Source organism: Finegoldia sp. P3-F-LR (genome assembly GCF_052932165.1).
The window spans coordinates 1-16,683 of record NZ_JBRFJE010000021.1 but is presented as its reverse complement, the minus strand read 5'-3'; the positions used below and the strand labels follow the sequence as shown (position 1 = coordinate 16,683).

Sequence of the window (16,683 nt, the reverse complement as noted above, 5' to 3'; positions counted from 1 at the left end):
TAAAAAATGAAAAAAGTAATGGTGGTTTTTGGAACAAGACCAGAAGCGATTAAAATGTGTCCACTGGTAAAAGAACTCAAAAAAAGAGATGAATTCGAAGTTTGCGTGCTTGTAACTGGACAACACAAAGAAATGCTACGTCAAGTATTGGACGTTTTTGAAATCAAAGAAGACTACAACTTGGCTATCATGAAAAAAGGACAAAGCTTGTTCGATGTTACCACAACTATTTTGGACAAAATAAAATCTATATTAGAAGAAGAAAAACCAGACATTGTTTTGGTTCATGGAGACACTTCGACAAGTTTTGTTGCAGGACTTGCTGCATTTTACTTGAGAATACCAGTAGGTCATGTGGAAGCTGGACTTAGAACTTACAACAAATACTCTCCATATCCAGAAGAATTTAACAGACAAGCCATAGGATCGTTGGCAGATTTCCACTTCGCACCAACTACAACTGCAAGGGATAATTTGCTAAGAGAAAACAAAGATGAATCCAAAGTTTTCGTAACGGGAAACACAGTAATAGATGCACTTCAAACAACAGTACGTGACAATTATTCTAACGAAAATTTGATTGAAGGTAAAAAGATGATTCTTCTAACAATGCATAGAAGGGAAAACTTGGGAGAATCCATGAAAAATTCCTTCAGAGCAATCAAAAGAGTTGTCAACGAAAACGAAGATATATATGTGATTTATCCAATACATTTGAATCCAAAAGTACGAGAAATCGCAAACGAAGTATTTGACAATCATCCTAGAATCAAACTCATCGAACCATTGAATGTAGTTGATTTTCACAATTTCATGAAACAATCATTCTTCGTAATGACAGATTCAGGTGGAATTCAAGAAGAAGCCCCAGCGCTTGGAAAGCCAGTTTTAGTAATGAGAGACACAACAGAAAGACCTGAAGGGGTAGAGGCAGGGACATTAAAATTAACTGGGCTTTGTGAAGAAGACATCTACAACGAAATGACCACACTTCTTTCTGACAAAAATGAATACGACAAAATGAGTGAAGCCACAAACCCATACGGAGACGGCCGCGCATCTGAAAGAATCTGTGACATTTTATCAAAAAATCTATAAACTAAAAAATCCAACTTCATGTAGAAGTTGGATTTCATATTTAAACGTCAAATAAATTTGAGACGTTAACAGATTGGATTTTCTCAATTATCTTAATCTGGAATTGAATTGTTTAATTAAGCTTGTTTTTTGCTCTTTCTTGATTTTCTTTCAGTATTGAAAAGAGGATTAACTCTTTCGTAGAAGTCATTCATTTGTGCAAAGTTCATACTTGCCATGTTTGAGCTTAAGCTTACTGTACAGTTTTTACCGAAATTTCTGATTTGTTTTTGTGTTGTTTTTGTGAACATATTATTTTCCCCCTTATTAATTGTTTATTATTCTTTTAAGATGTTACTATTCGTTTAATTTGTTTAGTTATTACGCTTGTTTTTTGTTTTTCTTTAATTTTCTTGAACCAAATAATGGTGTCATTCTTTCGTAAAAGTTATCCGCTTGAGCAAAATTCATGCTCGCCATACTTGTGTTAAAACTAATTTGTGAACTTTTTCTAATATTATTTTTTCTCATAAATATTACCCCCTATGCGTTTTTTCTGTTCTTGAAGATTCTTCTTGATCCAAACAATGGAGAGAATCTTTCGTTAAAATGATCGACACTTGCGAATGTCATTGATGACATATTTGTGTTCAAACCAAGAGATGTTTTCTTTGCAAAATCTAAATATTTTCTGTTATTCTTAATCATTTTAATTCCCCCTCATTTAATATTTATATGTTATTGTCCATTCGGTAATAATTAAATATTCACCGAATCGAAATTATCGAATTTAATATTCAAGGAATATCCAAGTGATAACTCATCTCATATCCCTCACTGCATTAAGTATTATATAACCATAAAACAGCTATGTCAAGCACTTTTTCAAAGTTTTTTGAAAAATTTTTGTAAAGAAAAATTAGGAAAACGAATGATTTTTGTGAGTACCGTTTTCACGAAAGGCTTATTTTTATTCGATAAAATATTTTTTGGGAAAACAAATGTTGATATGTTCAAGTTTTCTAAGAAAAATAAATTTTTCCCAGTTACTCAATGTTTTCCTGCGATTTTCCCGGAAGAAAACAGATAGCATTTTAAAAATATGGGAAAATTTTTGAAAAAATTGATAATGCATATTGGTGATTGCAAAGAAATTTAGCGAAATAAAGCTGAATTCAGCTTTAAAATAATACGATTTTATATAGACAATAAAAAAACAATATGCTATAATTTAAAAAATCTCTCTATGATACTTTTATTAAAAGATTATGGATTAGTGGTTATAGTACGATGTGATTCAAAATCTACAATGGAATTTTTTGAAATAATCAAAAATATCAATGAAGAATTATATTAAGTTCCAACTTTTGTAGGATAATCGAAAAGCTGACCAATTCTGATTGTTTTGTAAAAATACACCGATGAATCCTTTATTTGAAGATATAAACATAAAGACGATTGAATGGATAAGAGAAATTCATGGAGAGCAAATAGAAGGAGACTGACGAATATGAATGAGAGAGTAGTTATTACAGGAGTATGTGGAACTGTTGGCAGAGAACTTTTAAAGTATTACATAGACAAAGATGATTATATTATAGCTGTTGATATTAATGAAAATGACATTGCAATCTTAGAAAAAAATATTAAATATGAAAACATTAAATTTATTCCACTCGATATATATGATGAATATACACTAAATATTATCGAAAAATTAAATCCAACTGCGATCATACATGCAGCTGTACTGAAAAACACTTATTACAACGAAATCTATAATAAGTACTATCATAATAGCAATGTCAGTGGAACAATAAAACTTATATACAGAATGATTGGTTCGAAAGATTTAAAAAGATTTATTTTTCTTTCCAGTGATGAAGCGTATAATCCAACCAATTTTTTTGGAAAAGATAAACTAGAAGTTGAAAATATTTTAAAAAAAATTAAGAAAAATGGAAAAGTAATACAATCAGTTAGATTTCCGTTTATAGTCGAAAGTAAAGGTTCAGTTTATAATATTTTTAAGGAACAGGCTAAAAACAATTTACCACTTACGGTAACTGATAAAAATATAAAAAAAATTACAGCTAATTTAAGTAGTTTTATTTTTACATGGAATGATTTTTACAACAATATATGCGAAAATGGGGTATTTAACTTTGATATTGGAGAGGAAATATCTATATATAAATTAGCTAATGACATAATAAAGCAGACTAATTCAAATAGTACGATAAAGATTATTGGGCTAAGAGAAGGAGAGGTCTTAGAAAGAAACATGGTAAAATTAAACGAAAAAGAAGTTTATAATAATATTTTTAGAATATATTAATAAATATATCGTTTAAAATTTGACGGTATAGGCATATGAGATATTAAGATAATTTGTCAATGAAAGAATTTTCATAACAAACAATACCATTTGGATCATTCGTTTTTTCGCGGGCATTTAGTGTAAAATCAATGAACCAATATTTATTTATTGGTATTGGAGTTGTTGCTATATCAATGGTTGCAAAGAAAATTTATATAAAAGGTTGATTTACTAAATTTTAGAATAATAAAAATAAAACCAAGAATGTATTGGATTATTAATACGTTCTTGGTTTTTTATTTAAAGTAAGATAAAATTTATTTCTTGTCTTCGATGTATTTTATACATAAATCGATAGATGCTTGTAATCCTTCTTGGTGAGTTCTTTCCATTGCGTGTGATGCATCAACACCAGGGCCAATCAAAGCAACTCTCAAATTATATCCTGCTTCTAATGCTGCTGATCCGTCTGAACTGTAGAATGGGTAGATGTCAACTGCGTGAGGGATATTATTTTCTTCACAAATTCTAACTAATCTTTCTTTTAATTCTAAATCGTAAGGACCTGAAGAATCTGCTGCACAAATTGTTGTCTTAAATTCAGAAGATGTTTGTCCGTCTCCAGGAGCAGCCATGTCAACAACAATGAATTCGTCAGTTTCTTCTGGAATTCCGTAGCATGCACCGTGACCAACTTCTTCGTAGTTTGAGATGAAGAAGTTAAGAGTGTGTTTTGGAGTTATGTTGTTTTCTACAAAATATCTTACAGTTTCATACAATACGTATACGCAAGCTTTGTCATCTAAATGTCTTGATTTTACGAATCCACTTTCTGTTAATTGTGTTCTTGAATCCAAATAGATGAAATCACCAACATTGATTCCAAGTTTTTCTACATCTTCAGCTGATTCTACCTTTTCGTCGATTCTGATTTCCATTGTCTTGGCATTTCTTTCGTTGCTTCTAGTTTCTGGTCCGTAAACGTGAACTGATTGTTTGTCGTTTAAGCAAGTACCAGTGTATTTTTTGCCAGACATTGTAGAGATAGTTACGTATTCATTTTCAACAGAGTTGTATGCGTATCCACCAACTAAGAATGTTTTTAATCTTCCATTTGGTTTGATTTCTTTAACCATTAATCCCAATGTATCCACGTGAGCTGCAAATGTAGATTGTTTTTCGTCAGTTTCACCACGAAGAGTAACCACCATTGCACCTTTGTTAGTGAAGTTGATTTCAACTTTTCCTAATTCTTCGAATTTTTTTCTAACTTTTTCCATAACGACTTTAGTGTCGCCAGATGGAGAAGAAGTCATTAAAATTTCTTGTAAAAAATCTAAATTTTCCATATTGAGAACCTCCTAAAATATATTTTTATGATACCACATATAAACACATTGTTTCAATCTTTAAAGTGAGGGTTAATGTTTTAACTAAAATTATACGCACCAAATATATGATAAAATTAATTGAGGTGAAAAATGAAAGGATATTTTGCATCGCATTTCTTCAATGACGCTATGTTTCGTTGGACTGAAGATTTGGCGAGATTTATAGAGAAAGAAGTGGACATTGATTTGTATGTGCCACAACGAAATGATTCGATAAACAACAAAAAAGACAATGATGCTACAATTACTGACATCGACATCGCAAGAAATGATATGGCGAAGTTAAAAGAAGCAGATGTTTTGATAGCTTGTCTTGATGGATTGTCGATTGACGATGGTGTTGCAGGAGAAATTATGGCTTTTTCTGTGATGAAAGATTACGAAGAAGAATACAAATTATCAGACAAGAAGAGAATTATCATAGGATTTGTCACAGATATGAGATATTTGGGAACTGGGGAGAACAAATTATACAGAAACCAAATGATAGTCGGCCAAGTTAAGGACAAGGGATATTTCATCGTGGGCTATCCAAATACAGACGATTACAAGAAAGAAATCGTGAATATTATTAAAAGAGAATATTAGAAAAGGCTAGCTAGAAATAGCTAGTTTTTTTATTGACAAATGGTAAATGAAAATTTATTATATAAGTGATAAGAATATTCACTATCAAGAGGGAGAAGAATGAGAAGAAAGTACTTATCTGCAATATGCAAATTAATTTATTTAATAACATTAATTTTAATGTTTATAGTTAACAAGAGAAATATTCAATTACCAAAAATCACATTGATTCTTTTAGTGGGAATAAATATTTTTAGCTTTGTCGCAAATATATTTTTATCGGAAATATCAAAAAAGTTAAAAATTGGCATAATTTTGTCTTTGGTAATTTTTTATATAATTTTCGTGACTTTAAATATGATTTAATAGAAAATTGAAATATTCTTATCAGTGACTTTTCAGAAGTTCTCATTAGATTTTGGTAGAGATTTGGTGAGGACTTTTTTGTTGGTATCAGAATTAGATATAACTTGGTGTATAATATAAATGAAAGAATAATTTAAAATAACAAATCAGTCAAATTACCTATTTTACACTATTTTTAAATGTGGGAATATGGTATAATTAGTAGTTGTGATTTGTAGTTAACTTAACAGTTAAATGAATCTAATAATTTGAAAGGAAGTTGTTATGAATAAATTAGCGATAATTGGTGCACAATGGGGAGACGAAGGTAAGGGAAAGGTTGTAAATTATTTTTCCAAATTTAATGATATTATTGTAAGATCTTCAGGTGGAGCCAACGCAGGACATACTATTTATTTTAAAGACAAAAAGTACGTACATCATTTACTACCATCTATAACTTTTGATACAGATTCTAAGGGATTCTTGGCAAAAGGAATGGTAATCGAATTAGAACAAATGATTGAAGAGTTGAAGGTTTTGGAAGCTGATTTCCCAGGAATTTCCAAGAGATTTATGGTAGATGTAGAAACATTTATCGTTCTACCTTACCACAAAGAAGAAGACGGATTGTTGGAATCTATGAGAAAAAATCCTATCGGAACTACAAAAAGAGGTATCGGACCTGCTTATCAAGACAAAGCTGCTAGACAAAACGTTAGAATTATTGATTTGTTTGACGATGAATTGTTAAGAGAACGCGTTGAAGAAATAGTTTATTTGAAAAACAACATCTACGAAGGCAAAATGCACATCGATGTAGACGAAACAGTAAATTATTTGCTTGACAAATTCGACCAATTATTAAAATTGGGCGTTACATTCACATCAGCATCTGAAATCGAAGAAGAAATCAAAAACAAAAAAGTCCTTTTCGAAGGTGCACAAGGAATCATGCTTGACTTAGACTCAGGAACATACCCATACGTTACATCAAGCACAACAACTGCTTACAGCGCATCAGCAGCAGATGTTACATTGACTGATGATGACACAATCATGGGAGTTGTAAAAGCATACACATCCAGAGTTGGAGAAGGAGAATTCCCAACAGAATTGTTCGATGAAGAAGCTGACAAGCTTAGAAAATTAGGCAATGAATTCGGAGCTACAACTGGAAGAAATAGACGTGTAGGTTGGATTGACCTTGCACAACTTCGTTATGCAATCAAAAAGAGCAAAATCAACTCAATTGTCATGACAAAAGCAGACGTATTAAACGGATATGACAAGGTAAAAGTATGCGTTGGATATGAAATTGATGGTATAGAACAAAAAATGCCATTCATTTCAAATGATTTCAAAAAAGCAAAGCCAATCTACAAAGAATTTGACGGTTGGAATGATGTGTTCGAAGTAAACTTCTTGAAATACATGACATTTATCGAAAAAGAATTAGACACAGAAATCTCTTACGTTTCTTATGGTCCAAAAACAGAAGAAATTATGGAAAAAAGAGATTTTATCATGAATATAAAATAAAATATTACAAATTATATCGTGGACTAGATCCACGGTATTTTTTTGTCCAAATTCACATCAGACTCCAACCCCCGAAAATTTATAAATAAATGTTACAAAATTTCAAAAAATTTGTTTTATGAAATTAAAAAATATCAAATAAAAACGAAATTTGCAAAACAAATGTTGAATTTTCAACGTTTTAAAGCGAAAAAATAAAAATAAAAAAATTTAGGAAAAATGTTGAACATAGTTCAAAAAAGTGTTACAATATAAAACGTCAAAAGAAATGAACGGTGTTCAATAGATGGAAGGAGGTTAGTTGTGTCGTATTTGGACGAAAAGAAAAAGGATAATAAATTACAAATAATTCAGTCTGCGGTTAAGATGTTTGAGAAAAAAGGCGTTGATAAGACGACTATCAGAGATATTATGAGCAACACTGATTTGGGATTGGGAACTTTTTATTCTTATTTTAAGGATAAGGAAGATTTGAAGGAACAAATCGTCCTGAAGAAGCTTACAGATTTGGTGGTGGAAACTGAGAAGAAATGTACGCAAGAAGATCATGTTGAAAGGTTTATTAGTTTTTTGGATTATATTATTGATTATTATATTGCTAATCCTTTTGAGTTTGAACTTGTTGCGAGTAATTTGAACTGGGCGTTGTATGCTAAGGTAGAAAATGATAAGAGATTTTCTGAAACAGACACTGCGCTGAAATATATTTTGAACAAGTATTCACAGTTGTTCTCAAAGGAATATTCTGATTCACAAAAACTGTATATTCTTTCTTTGACTATTGAAACTGTGATTTCGACTTGTAAGCTTGCAATCAGAAAGGATTCCATTTTATCTATTGATGAAATGAAGTCTGTTTTGGTTGAAGTTATTAAACAAATTTTAAATAGATAAGGGTGATTTTTACATGAAGAAATTTTCAGAATTTATAGCTAATCATCCTAAGTTAGTGCTTTTGGTTATGACTTTGTTGTTGATTCCATCAATAATTGGTTACAAGGCAACAAATATCAATTACGATATTTTGTCTTATTTGCCAACTGATTTGAAATCAACTCAAGGTCAAACTATTTTGGACAAAGATTTCAAAAATGCAGCTACTGGGATGTTGATTTTAAAAGGCACAGACAACGATGCCGAGAAATTAAGAGAAGAAGTGCAAAAAATAGACGGGGTTGAGGATGTTATATCTAAGACTTCAATTTTAGGGCCAACTGTTCCTAACGAATTTTTGCCAGATGATATTAGGGATGTGTTCTATGCCAAAGATAGTACTCTAATGATGGTTAAGTTTAGTGAATCGTCATCTTCAATGAGAACTATGAAGGCGATAGATCAAATCAAACAAATCGAATCCAAAGAAAAATACTTGAGTGGTATTAGTGCTCTTGTAAAAGATACGAAGGATTTGATTGACAAGGAAACGCCGATTTATGTAATGCTTGCTGTAGCACTTGGACTTGTGGTGTTGAGTTTGACGAATGAATCGACTGTAATTCCATTCGTATTTATGTTGAATATAGGATATGCTGTTATTTATAATTTTGGGACTAATATATTCTTAGGACAAATATCCTACATTACTAAGGCGATTGCAGCGGTGTTGCAACTTGCCGTTACGATGGATTATTCGATTTTCTTGTATCACAGATATGCAGCGGAAAAGAAAAAGAGAGACACACATAAGAAGGCAATGGCAAAAGCAATTGAAGCGACATTCTCATCATTATTCTCATCTTCACTTACAACTTTTGCAGGATTCTTGGTTTTGATATTGATGAGATTATCATTGGGTAAAGATATCGGTCTTGTAATGAGTAAGGGTGTATTCATCGGACTTTTATCTACGTTGGTTGTTCTTCCACCAATGCTACTTCTTACAGAAAAAGCTGTGGACAAATACAATCACAAAGTATTACTTCCAGAATTTACCAAATTACCAAACTTCGTCGTAGACAAGAGAAAAGTGTTGGCATTAGTATTTGTAGTGTTGTTCATTCCAGCAATTTACGGATCTGTAAACACAAAATTATACTACAACTTGGATAGATCATTGCCACAAGATTTGGACTCCATTGTATCTCTTAATAAAATGAAGAAAGACTACAATATGGCAAGTACTCATTTTATCGTAGTAAAAGATGATTTAACTAACACTGCTATGGATTCTATGATTGATGAAATAGAACACATTGACGGTATCAATTCAGTTGTCGGAACGAATTCAATCACAGGTGTTACAATTCCTGCGACATTCTTGCCAGACAAACTCAGAGATAACTTCGTAAAAAACGGCTACGAAATGCTTATGGTTAATTCAGAATACCAAACAGCATCTGACGAAGTGAACAAACAAATCACACAAATGCGTGATGTAATAGCAAAACACGACAAGGACGGATATTTGACAGGGGAAGCTGTTCTTACAGACGATTTGACAGATATTTCCGATCAAGACTTCAAGATGGTTAACATAGCATCATTAATTGCAGTATTCATAATCATCGCAATATCGTTCAAATCATTTGGAATTCCAGTTGTATTGATAGCAGCCATAGAACTTGCTATTCAAATCAACATGGCAATCCCATTCTACTTCAATCAAACAATTCCGTTTATCACATCAATCGTAATCGGCGTAATTCAATTAGGATCTACGATAGATTATTCTATATTAATGACGGACAGATTCTTGTTCGAATATCGAAAGACTAAAGATGTAAATGGTTCGTTGAAAACATCGGTAAGAGAAACATCCAGATCAATTGTTACAAGTGCTTTATCATTCATGGCAGCGACAGTTGGTGTAGGAATTTATTCAAAAATGGAAATAGTATCCACAATATGTACGTTATTGGCTAGGGGAGCAATTATCAGTATGCTTGTAATCATAATATTACTTCCAGCAGTATTGAGCATTACATTCCCATTTATCAAGAAAACAACTAAAAATTTAGCGTAAAGGAGAAGACTATGAAGAAAAATATTGAAAAAATCTTAGCCTTGTCATTAGTATCTTCAATGACATTTGCTAACCTATCATTTGCAGAACAACAAGATTTAATCAAAAAATCAGAAACAGTTTATGTAACAGTAGAAGGTAACGAAATCAAAGACAAATCAGTTTCTGTATGGTTAAATTCAGATAAAAATATAAAAGCAAACGACAAATCTAATTTGAAAAATGTAAAAGATTTGAAAACAGACAAAGAACTAAAATCTGAAAATGGTTATTTGAAATTAGATGAAAACAAAAAAGACATCTACTACAAAGGTGACACTGACAAAAAACTTCCAGTGGATATATCTGTAAAATACTTCTTAGATGGAAAAGAAATGAAAGCTTCTGAATTGGAAGGTAAGTCTGGTCATTTGAAGATTGTAATCAATTCTAAAAATAACAGATACGAAGCCAAAACAATTGACGGACAATCAAAAAATGTATATTCACCATATGTCGTTGTAGCAGCGATGACATTTGACGATGAAAAAGTAGAAAACGTCACATCAGACGATATCAAAGTTGTAAAAGACGGAAAGAACGAAATAGTAACTACAGTTATGACGCCAGGTATGAAACAAAACTTAACAGGAATTGTAGAAGACAAAGAATTGGACAACTTCAAAGACGAAGTTTCAGTTGAAATGGATATTAAAGATTACAAACCAGTAGAAATCTACTCTGTAATCACTAACGAATTCTTCCAAGAAAAAAAGAACATCGACTCATTGGATAAGCTTCAAAACGGTGTTAAAGAATTACAAGATAATTCACAAAAACTTGTAGATGCATCAGTTAAATTATCTGAAGGACAAGACAAACTAAACTCAGGAATTTCACAAATGCAAACAGGAGTTACAAAACTACACAATGGTTCACAAAAACTTGCATCATCTACACAACAAATGCAAGGCAAATTCTCAGGAATACAATCAAAAGTAGGTCCTATCCAAGGATATGTAGCTCAAATGAATGACGGTAGCTTGAAATTGTACAACGGAATTTCAGATTACACAGCTGCTGTAGCTAAAATCAAAGAAAACACAGCTAAAATCAAAGCAGGCTCCGAAAAATTAGCCAAAGGTGCAACTGATTTGGACAATGGAGTTGGCAAATTAAAAGATGCGACTTCACAATTAAGAGCTGGAACTGAAAATATGAAAGAAATGACTGCACAAAAAGACCAATTGCTTGAAAAATCATCACAATTATCAAACGGATTGAATGGCTTGGCAGGAAGTTATGGTCAATTAGCAGATACAGTTGAACAAATTTCAGGAAAATCTCAACAATTAAAAGATTCAAGCGCACAATTCAACGAAAAATTACAACAAGTTGCACAACTTGCAGGTGGTGCTGAGACAAGTGCAAGTGCAGAAAAAATCGCACGTGGACTTGAAAGCTCAGCTGAAGGATTGAACAATGCAATCCAACAATTACAAGCAAACAATGAAGAAGGACAACTAAACGATACAATAGCATATCTTCAAGCACAAAAAAATGTAATGTACGTTCAAGCAGAATCCATCAGAAATGCTGGTTCACAAAATGCTGGGCAACAAAAACTACAAGCAGCATTGGCGCAACTAGCACAAAGCTCAACTGCATTATCACAAGGAAACGCTGATTTATCCAATGCACTTATGAGAACATCAGCTGCTATGAATCAATCAAAAGCAAAACTAGTAGATTCTTCTAACCAATTATCTCAAGGATTGGGACAAATGGGTGGCGCATTGAATGGCGCAGACGGATTATCAACATTGAAAGATTCCATCGACAAACTTGACGATGCAACAGGTCAAATCAAAGGTGGATCACAAACATTAAAAGAAGGAACATTGCAAAACGAAAAAGCAATGGCGATGCTTTTGAATGGAATGGAAGAATTGGACAAGAATTCAAGTGCGTTAGTTGAAGGCTCATCAAAATTATCTGGTGGATTACAAGAATTCAACAAACAATCAGCTCTTTTATCTTCATTGTCACAAATCAATGAAAAAGCCATCATTCCAATGAGCAATGCAATCAATATGTTAAATGATGGACTTGGAAAATTAGATTCATCAACTGGACAATTAAAATCAGGTAGCGACAAGCTAGCTTCTGGACAAAAAGAATTCAGCTCCAAACTAAAAGAATACAAAGAAAAAGGAATTGATGAATTATCCAACAAGACAAAAGATTTAAATAAATTCAAAGACATCATCGATGCTATGAGTGATTTGGCAGTTAAAGATTCTTCATTCACAGGAACGGACAATAATTTTGAAACAAAATCAAGAATTGTTGAAAAAATAAAATAGTAATCTTTACAAAAACATTCTATTCTGATACAATCTAATGTATCGATGAAGAGAATATTAGTTCTATACGATTTTTCAGAGAGAAAGTGTAAGGTGGAAACTTTCATTTACGATAGAATGAACCTAACTCGGAGATTATGTCAAAATCATAGGGTTGTCACCTTATAACTAACAAACTAGAAGTGGTATAGCGATCCTTCGTCTTCGTGACGGAGGATCTTTTTTTAGATACATATTAAATACACCAAAGAAAGGAACATGTAAATTATGAGAATGAATAAATTTTATATGCCAACTTTAAGAGAGGATCCACAAGATGCAGAAATAGCAAGCCACAAGCTTCTATTAAGAGCTGGCATGATTAGAAAAACGGCAGCAGGATTGTACAGTTATTTGCCATTGGGATATCGAATTGTAAGAAAGGTAGAAAACATCGTTCGTGAAGAAATGGACAACTACGGTTCACAAGAAATCCACATGCCTATAACTCAACCTCGTGAAATCTGGGAAGAATCGGGAAGATGGAAGACATTTGGACCGGAAATGTTCAAGCTACAAGACAGAAATAATCGTGAATTCTGCCTTGGACCAACAGCCGAAGAATATTTTACAGATTTAGTAAAAGGTGAAATCAAAAGCTACAAGCAACTTCCACTTAATATTTATCAAATCCAAACAAAATACCGTGATGAAAAAAGACCAAGATTTGGAATCAACCGTTCCAGAGAATTTTTGATGGAAGACTCATACACATTTGATGTAGATGAAGAAGCGATGCGTGAAGCTTACATGAATATGTGGAGAGCGTATGAAGTTGTATTCAATAGACTTGGTTTGGAATACAAAATCGTAGCAGGAGACAGCGGTGCCATGGGTGGTAACAGTTCGCACGAATTTATCGCACTTAGTGATGTAGGTGAAGGTGTGATTTGCTACAGCGATGACAGTGATTTCGCAGCGACTGACGAAAAAGCATACGTGTACTATCAAGTAAACGATGAAAATGTAGAAAAACTTCCATCAGAAAAAGTCCTCACACCAAACTGTAAAACAATAGAAGAAGTAAGTGATTTCTTAAATGTTGATGCAGCACATTGCTTGAAGGCAGTGGATTTGATGGTAGAAGGAAAACCTGTAATTGTGTTCATTCCAGGAGATCGTGAACTTAACATGACTAAGTTAATTGGATATTTGAAATGTCCAGAACACGAAATAGAAATGATGGAAGAAAAAGACATCCTAGCTTTGAACAGTTCACCAGGATTTACTGGACCAATCGGACTAGATTCAAGAATCATCATTGACTCAAGAGTTACACAAATGAAAAACTTCGTCGTTGGAGCGAATGAAGAAAACTACCACATCAAAAACGTAAACTACGGAGATGATTTCGAAGGAGAAATCGTGGAAGATTTATTGATGGTAGAAGAAGGGGATATCGATCCTGAAACAAAATCTCCATTGAAATTCAAAAGAGGAATCGAAGTTGGAAATATCTTCCAATTGGGACAAAAATATTCCAAGAGCATGAATGCTACATTCCTTGATGAAAATGGAAAAGAACAATTCTTCTGGATGGGCTCATACGGAATTGGTGTTACAAGAAGTGTCAGCGCAATTGTAGAACAAAACCACGACGACAAGGGAATGATTTGGCCATTAGTTGTAGCGCCATATCACGTAATCATCACAGTTGTTAACACAAAAAATGAAGAACAAAATACACTTGCAGAAAAACTTTACGAAAAGTTACTTCTTCAAGGAGTAGAAGTTCTACTTGATGACAGAAAAGAAAGAGTAGGAGTAAAATTCAACGACCGTGACTTAATAGGAATCCCACTAAGAATAACTGTAGGAAAGAAAGCATCTGATGACATAGTAGAATTTTCTGAAAGAAAAACACTTGAAAATGTAGAAATGTCATCAACAGAAGCTTACGAAAAAGTAATGGAAATCATCAATCTTAACTTAAAATCAGTTGGTGGATTGTACAGATAATTTATAATGAGAACTACGGGCGATAAGGCTCGTAGTTTTTTTATTTCAAAAAATGCAAAGTATACTTGACAAAATATGCAAAGCATACTATACTAAAAATGTAAAGTGAACTTTGCAAAGGAGAAAAGATGAAAAATATTATTTCCCAATTAAGAAAAGAAAACAAAATTACTCAGGAAGAATTGGCTAACGAAGTTGGAGTGACAAGACAAACTATCACATCGATAGAAAATGGAAAATACATCGCATCGCTCCCACTTGCATTCAAAATAGCCAAATTTTTCGAAATGAAAATCGAAGATATATTTACAATGGAGGAGGACGATTAAATGAAAAACTTACAAGACGATTAAATGAAAAACTTACAAAACTACAGAAAAGAAATAGCGCGTAGAATATCTTTGCTAGTAGTATTTTGCATCACAGCACTCTTAGCTATTGTTCTAGGAGCGGTCTTTTTGAAAGATATATCACCATCGAAAGCAGATACAACAGATTATGTTTTGGGATTTTTCACAGGAATAGAACTAGTTTGCTTATTTTATATGGGATGTTTGATAAGAGCATACAGAGATGAAAAATACCTAAAAGAAATGTACACAAAAGAAACAGACGAACGTGAAATATTAATAAGAATGAAATCTGGAAAAGACATAGTACCAATATTGTCATTTGTCATAGCAGTAATCGCCTGTGTTATGTCCTATGTAAACTATGAAGTGTTCATCGCACTTACAGCAGTAGCCATTGCACAAATAATAATAACCGTGATACTCAAAATATATTGGAGCAAGAAATTGTAGTAATAAAATTTTTTATCTCGCCACCTTCAATTTATCGCAGCCAAATTGATAAAAATGGCGAGATTAATCTCGCCAATATTGATTTATCTACGCCATTTATGGTATAATGGCGAGAAAGATGGTGAGAATGTATGAGAGAATTTGATTATTCAAAATTATTAAATCTGAATATTCCTGCAAATATGTACGATTTGATATCAAAAATTTACGAATATAAAGGCAAACAGGAACTTTATGTGGCAAATTTTTCTGATGTACTTGAAAAGATGGTGGAGGTTGCGAAGATTCAGTCAACAAAATCTTCTAATGCAATCGAAGGAATTTCTACAAATGATAGTAGATTAGAAGAGTTAATGAAGAAAAAAAGTGAACCTAGAAATAGAAATGAAGAAGAAATATATGGATATAGGGAAGTGTTGGATATTATCCACGAAAATTATTCGGATATTGACTTTACGAAAAATAATATCTTGACTCTTCATAGTAGGTTGTATTATTACTCTTCTGAAAGTCATAAAGGGAAATTCAAAACTATCGATAATAGCATTGTGGAAACAAATGCATTTGGAGAGAAAAAGATAAGGTTTCAGCCAGTGTCTGCATTTGAAACAGAAAATTATATCGATAAAATGATAAGTGCTTATGATGAAGCCGTAAAATTAAAAGTACCACCATTGTTATTAATTTCATCTGTGGTGCATGATTTTTTGTGTATTCATCCTTTTTATGACGGAAATGGTAGAATGTCAAGGCTTTTGACGCTTTTACTTTTATACAAAAATGGTTTCTTTGTAGGAAAATATATTTCCTTGGAAATGATAATTGAAGATACTAAGGATATGTATTATGAACAATTACAAGCATCGAGCGAGAATTGGCATTCTGGAGATAATGACGAGTTGTCATTTATAAAATATATGTTATCAGTTATTTACAAGGCATATGTTGAGTGTGATGAGAGATTCAGACTTATCGGAGAAAAATCTTTGACATCTGCTGAGAGAGTTATGAAGATTTTCGAAAAAACGTTAAAACCATTGTCAAAGTCTGATATTGTTATGCTTTGTCCAGATATTTCTCAAAGAACTATTGAAAGAGCCTTGAAAGAATTAAAAGACACACATTTAATTAAACAAATAGGTAGTGGAAGGGCAACTAAATATATTAAAGCATGATTTTACGCAATCAAAAAAAGCTGTGAGAAAATGAACTGACCCCCAAAAGTTAGACCAAAAAACTAACTAAAGGAGGTCAGTTTTTTAATGGCAAAATATAGTACAGAATTCAAAACGAAAGTGGTAAAAGAGTATTTAGAATCTAATACCTCATATAA

General features: G+C 32.4%; 15 protein-coding genes. 11 read left to right on the top strand and 4 right to left on the bottom strand.

Annotation, left to right across the window (positions count from 1 at the left end; genetic code table 11):
- Positions 1-6: 6 nt before the first annotated feature.
- A complete protein-coding gene (wecB, locus tag ACU68U_RS07760; RefSeq protein ID WP_446763085.1) occupies positions 7-1,098 on the top strand; it encodes a non-hydrolyzing UDP-N-acetylglucosamine 2-epimerase in 1,092 nt (363 codons plus the stop codon).
- 116 nt (positions 1,099-1,214) lie between these two features.
- Here the strand turns inward: wecB and ACU68U_RS07755 are convergent, their stop codons facing one another.
- The 3 genes from ACU68U_RS07755 to ACU68U_RS07745 form a co-directional block, all read right to left on the bottom strand.
- Positions 1,215-1,388, bottom strand: a complete 174-nt coding sequence (locus tag ACU68U_RS07755; RefSeq protein WP_002835799.1) for a hypothetical protein — start codon at positions 1,386-1,388, stop codon at positions 1,215-1,217.
- 70 nt (positions 1,389-1,458) lie between these two features.
- Positions 1,459-1,608, bottom strand: a complete 150-nt coding sequence (locus ACU68U_RS07750; RefSeq protein ID WP_002835798.1) for a hypothetical protein — start codon at positions 1,606-1,608, stop codon at positions 1,459-1,461.
- A 12-nt stretch (positions 1,609-1,620) separates the two neighbouring features.
- A complete protein-coding gene (locus tag ACU68U_RS07745) occupies positions 1,621-1,785 on the bottom strand; it encodes a hypothetical protein (protein ID WP_002835797.1) in 165 nt (54 codons plus the stop codon).
- A gap of 802 nt (positions 1,786-2,587) precedes the next feature.
- On the opposite strand from ACU68U_RS07745, the gene ACU68U_RS07740 reads away from it, so the two are divergent.
- On the top strand, positions 2,588-3,415 hold the full coding sequence (locus ACU68U_RS07740; RefSeq protein ID WP_158521298.1) for a polysaccharide biosynthesis protein: 828 nt from the start codon (positions 2,588-2,590) through the stop codon (positions 3,413-3,415).
- A gap of 299 nt (positions 3,416-3,714) precedes the next feature.
- On the opposite strand, the gene ACU68U_RS07735 is transcribed toward ACU68U_RS07740, so the two are convergent.
- Entirely contained in the window at positions 3,715-4,746 is a 1,032-nt protein-coding gene (locus tag ACU68U_RS07735; protein ID WP_278731524.1) for a M42 family metallopeptidase, read from the bottom strand.
- Between the two features lie 132 nt (positions 4,747-4,878).
- Between ACU68U_RS07735 and ACU68U_RS07730 the strand changes: the two genes are divergently transcribed.
- The 9 genes from ACU68U_RS07730 (at position 4,879) to ACU68U_RS07690 (ending at position 16,525) form a co-directional block, all read left to right on the top strand.
- Complete coding sequence (locus ACU68U_RS07730) at positions 4,879-5,376, top strand: nucleoside 2-deoxyribosyltransferase (protein ID WP_110058286.1); 498 nt, start codon at positions 4,879-4,881, stop codon at positions 5,374-5,376.
- Positions 5,377-5,985: 609 nt separating this feature from the next.
- Complete coding sequence (locus ACU68U_RS07725) at positions 5,986-7,242, top strand: adenylosuccinate synthase (protein ID WP_094207992.1); 1,257 nt, start codon at positions 5,986-5,988, stop codon at positions 7,240-7,242.
- Between the two features lie 303 nt (positions 7,243-7,545).
- The gene (locus ACU68U_RS07720) at positions 7,546-8,136 is read left to right on the top strand and encodes a TetR/AcrR family transcriptional regulator (RefSeq protein WP_094206692.1); all 591 of its coding nucleotides are present in this window, start codon (positions 7,546-7,548) and stop codon (positions 8,134-8,136) included.
- Positions 8,137-8,149: 13 nt separating this feature from the next.
- Positions 8,150-10,204: an efflux RND transporter permease subunit gene (locus ACU68U_RS07715; RefSeq protein WP_446763084.1), complete on the top strand. Its 2,055-nt coding sequence runs from the start codon at positions 8,150-8,152 to the stop codon at positions 10,202-10,204.
- Positions 10,205-10,215: 11 nt separating this feature from the next.
- Positions 10,216-12,549, top strand: coding sequence for a hypothetical protein (locus ACU68U_RS07710; RefSeq protein WP_316514949.1), 2,334 nt, complete (start codon positions 10,216-10,218; stop codon positions 12,547-12,549).
- A gap of 267 nt (positions 12,550-12,816) precedes the next feature.
- Positions 12,817-14,547 carry a proline--tRNA ligase gene (locus tag ACU68U_RS07705; RefSeq protein ID WP_446763083.1) on the top strand — a complete coding sequence of 577 codons (1,731 nt, stop codon included), beginning with the start codon at positions 12,817-12,819 and terminating at the stop codon, positions 14,545-14,547.
- Positions 14,548-14,675: 128 nt separating this feature from the next.
- Positions 14,676-14,876 carry a helix-turn-helix transcriptional regulator gene (locus tag ACU68U_RS07700; protein ID WP_002837368.1) on the top strand — a complete coding sequence of 67 codons (201 nt, stop codon included), beginning with the start codon at positions 14,676-14,678 and terminating at the stop codon, positions 14,874-14,876.
- Positions 14,877-14,900: 24 nt separating this feature from the next.
- The gene (locus ACU68U_RS07695) at positions 14,901-15,350 is read left to right on the top strand and encodes a hypothetical protein (protein ID WP_392434486.1); all 450 of its coding nucleotides are present in this window, start codon (positions 14,901-14,903) and stop codon (positions 15,348-15,350) included.
- 131 nt (positions 15,351-15,481) lie between these two features.
- On the top strand, positions 15,482-16,525 hold the full coding sequence (locus tag ACU68U_RS07690) for a Fic family protein (RefSeq protein WP_446763082.1): 1,044 nt from the start codon (positions 15,482-15,484) through the stop codon (positions 16,523-16,525).
- Positions 16,526-16,683 lie beyond the last annotated feature (158 nt).

Coding starts and splice junctions, on each gene's coding strand:
- ACU68U_RS07740 (WP_158521298.1), top strand. CDS start 2,588: ATGAATGAGAGAGTAGTTATTACAGGAGTATGTGGAACTGTTGGCAGA.
- ACU68U_RS07690 (WP_446763082.1), top strand. CDS start 15,482: ATGAGAGAATTTGATTATTCAAAATTATTAAATCTGAATATTCCTGCA.
- ACU68U_RS07695 (WP_392434486.1), top strand. CDS start 14,901: ATGAAAAACTTACAAAACTACAGAAAAGAAATAGCGCGTAGAATATCT.
- ACU68U_RS07700 (WP_002837368.1), top strand. CDS start 14,676: ATGAAAAATATTATTTCCCAATTAAGAAAAGAAAACAAAATTACTCAG.
- ACU68U_RS07715 (WP_446763084.1), top strand. CDS start 8,150: ATGAAGAAATTTTCAGAATTTATAGCTAATCATCCTAAGTTAGTGCTT.
- ACU68U_RS07710 (WP_316514949.1), top strand. CDS start 10,216: ATGAAGAAAAATATTGAAAAAATCTTAGCCTTGTCATTAGTATCTTCA.
- ACU68U_RS07755 (WP_002835799.1), bottom strand. CDS start 1,388: ATGTTCACAAAAACAACACAAAAACAAATCAGAAATTTCGGTAAAAAC.
- ACU68U_RS07745 (WP_002835797.1), bottom strand. CDS start 1,785: ATGATTAAGAATAACAGAAAATATTTAGATTTTGCAAAGAAAACATCT.
- wecB (WP_446763085.1), top strand. CDS start 7: ATGAAAAAAGTAATGGTGGTTTTTGGAACAAGACCAGAAGCGATTAAA.
- ACU68U_RS07705 (WP_446763083.1), top strand. CDS start 12,817: ATGAGAATGAATAAATTTTATATGCCAACTTTAAGAGAGGATCCACAA.
- ACU68U_RS07730 (WP_110058286.1), top strand. CDS start 4,879: ATGAAAGGATATTTTGCATCGCATTTCTTCAATGACGCTATGTTTCGT.
- ACU68U_RS07750 (WP_002835798.1), bottom strand. CDS start 1,608: ATGAGAAAAAATAATATTAGAAAAAGTTCACAAATTAGTTTTAACACA.
- ACU68U_RS07725 (WP_094207992.1), top strand. CDS start 5,986: ATGAATAAATTAGCGATAATTGGTGCACAATGGGGAGACGAAGGTAAG.
- ACU68U_RS07735 (WP_278731524.1), bottom strand. CDS start 4,746: ATGGAAAATTTAGATTTTTTACAAGAAATTTTAATGACTTCTTCTCCA.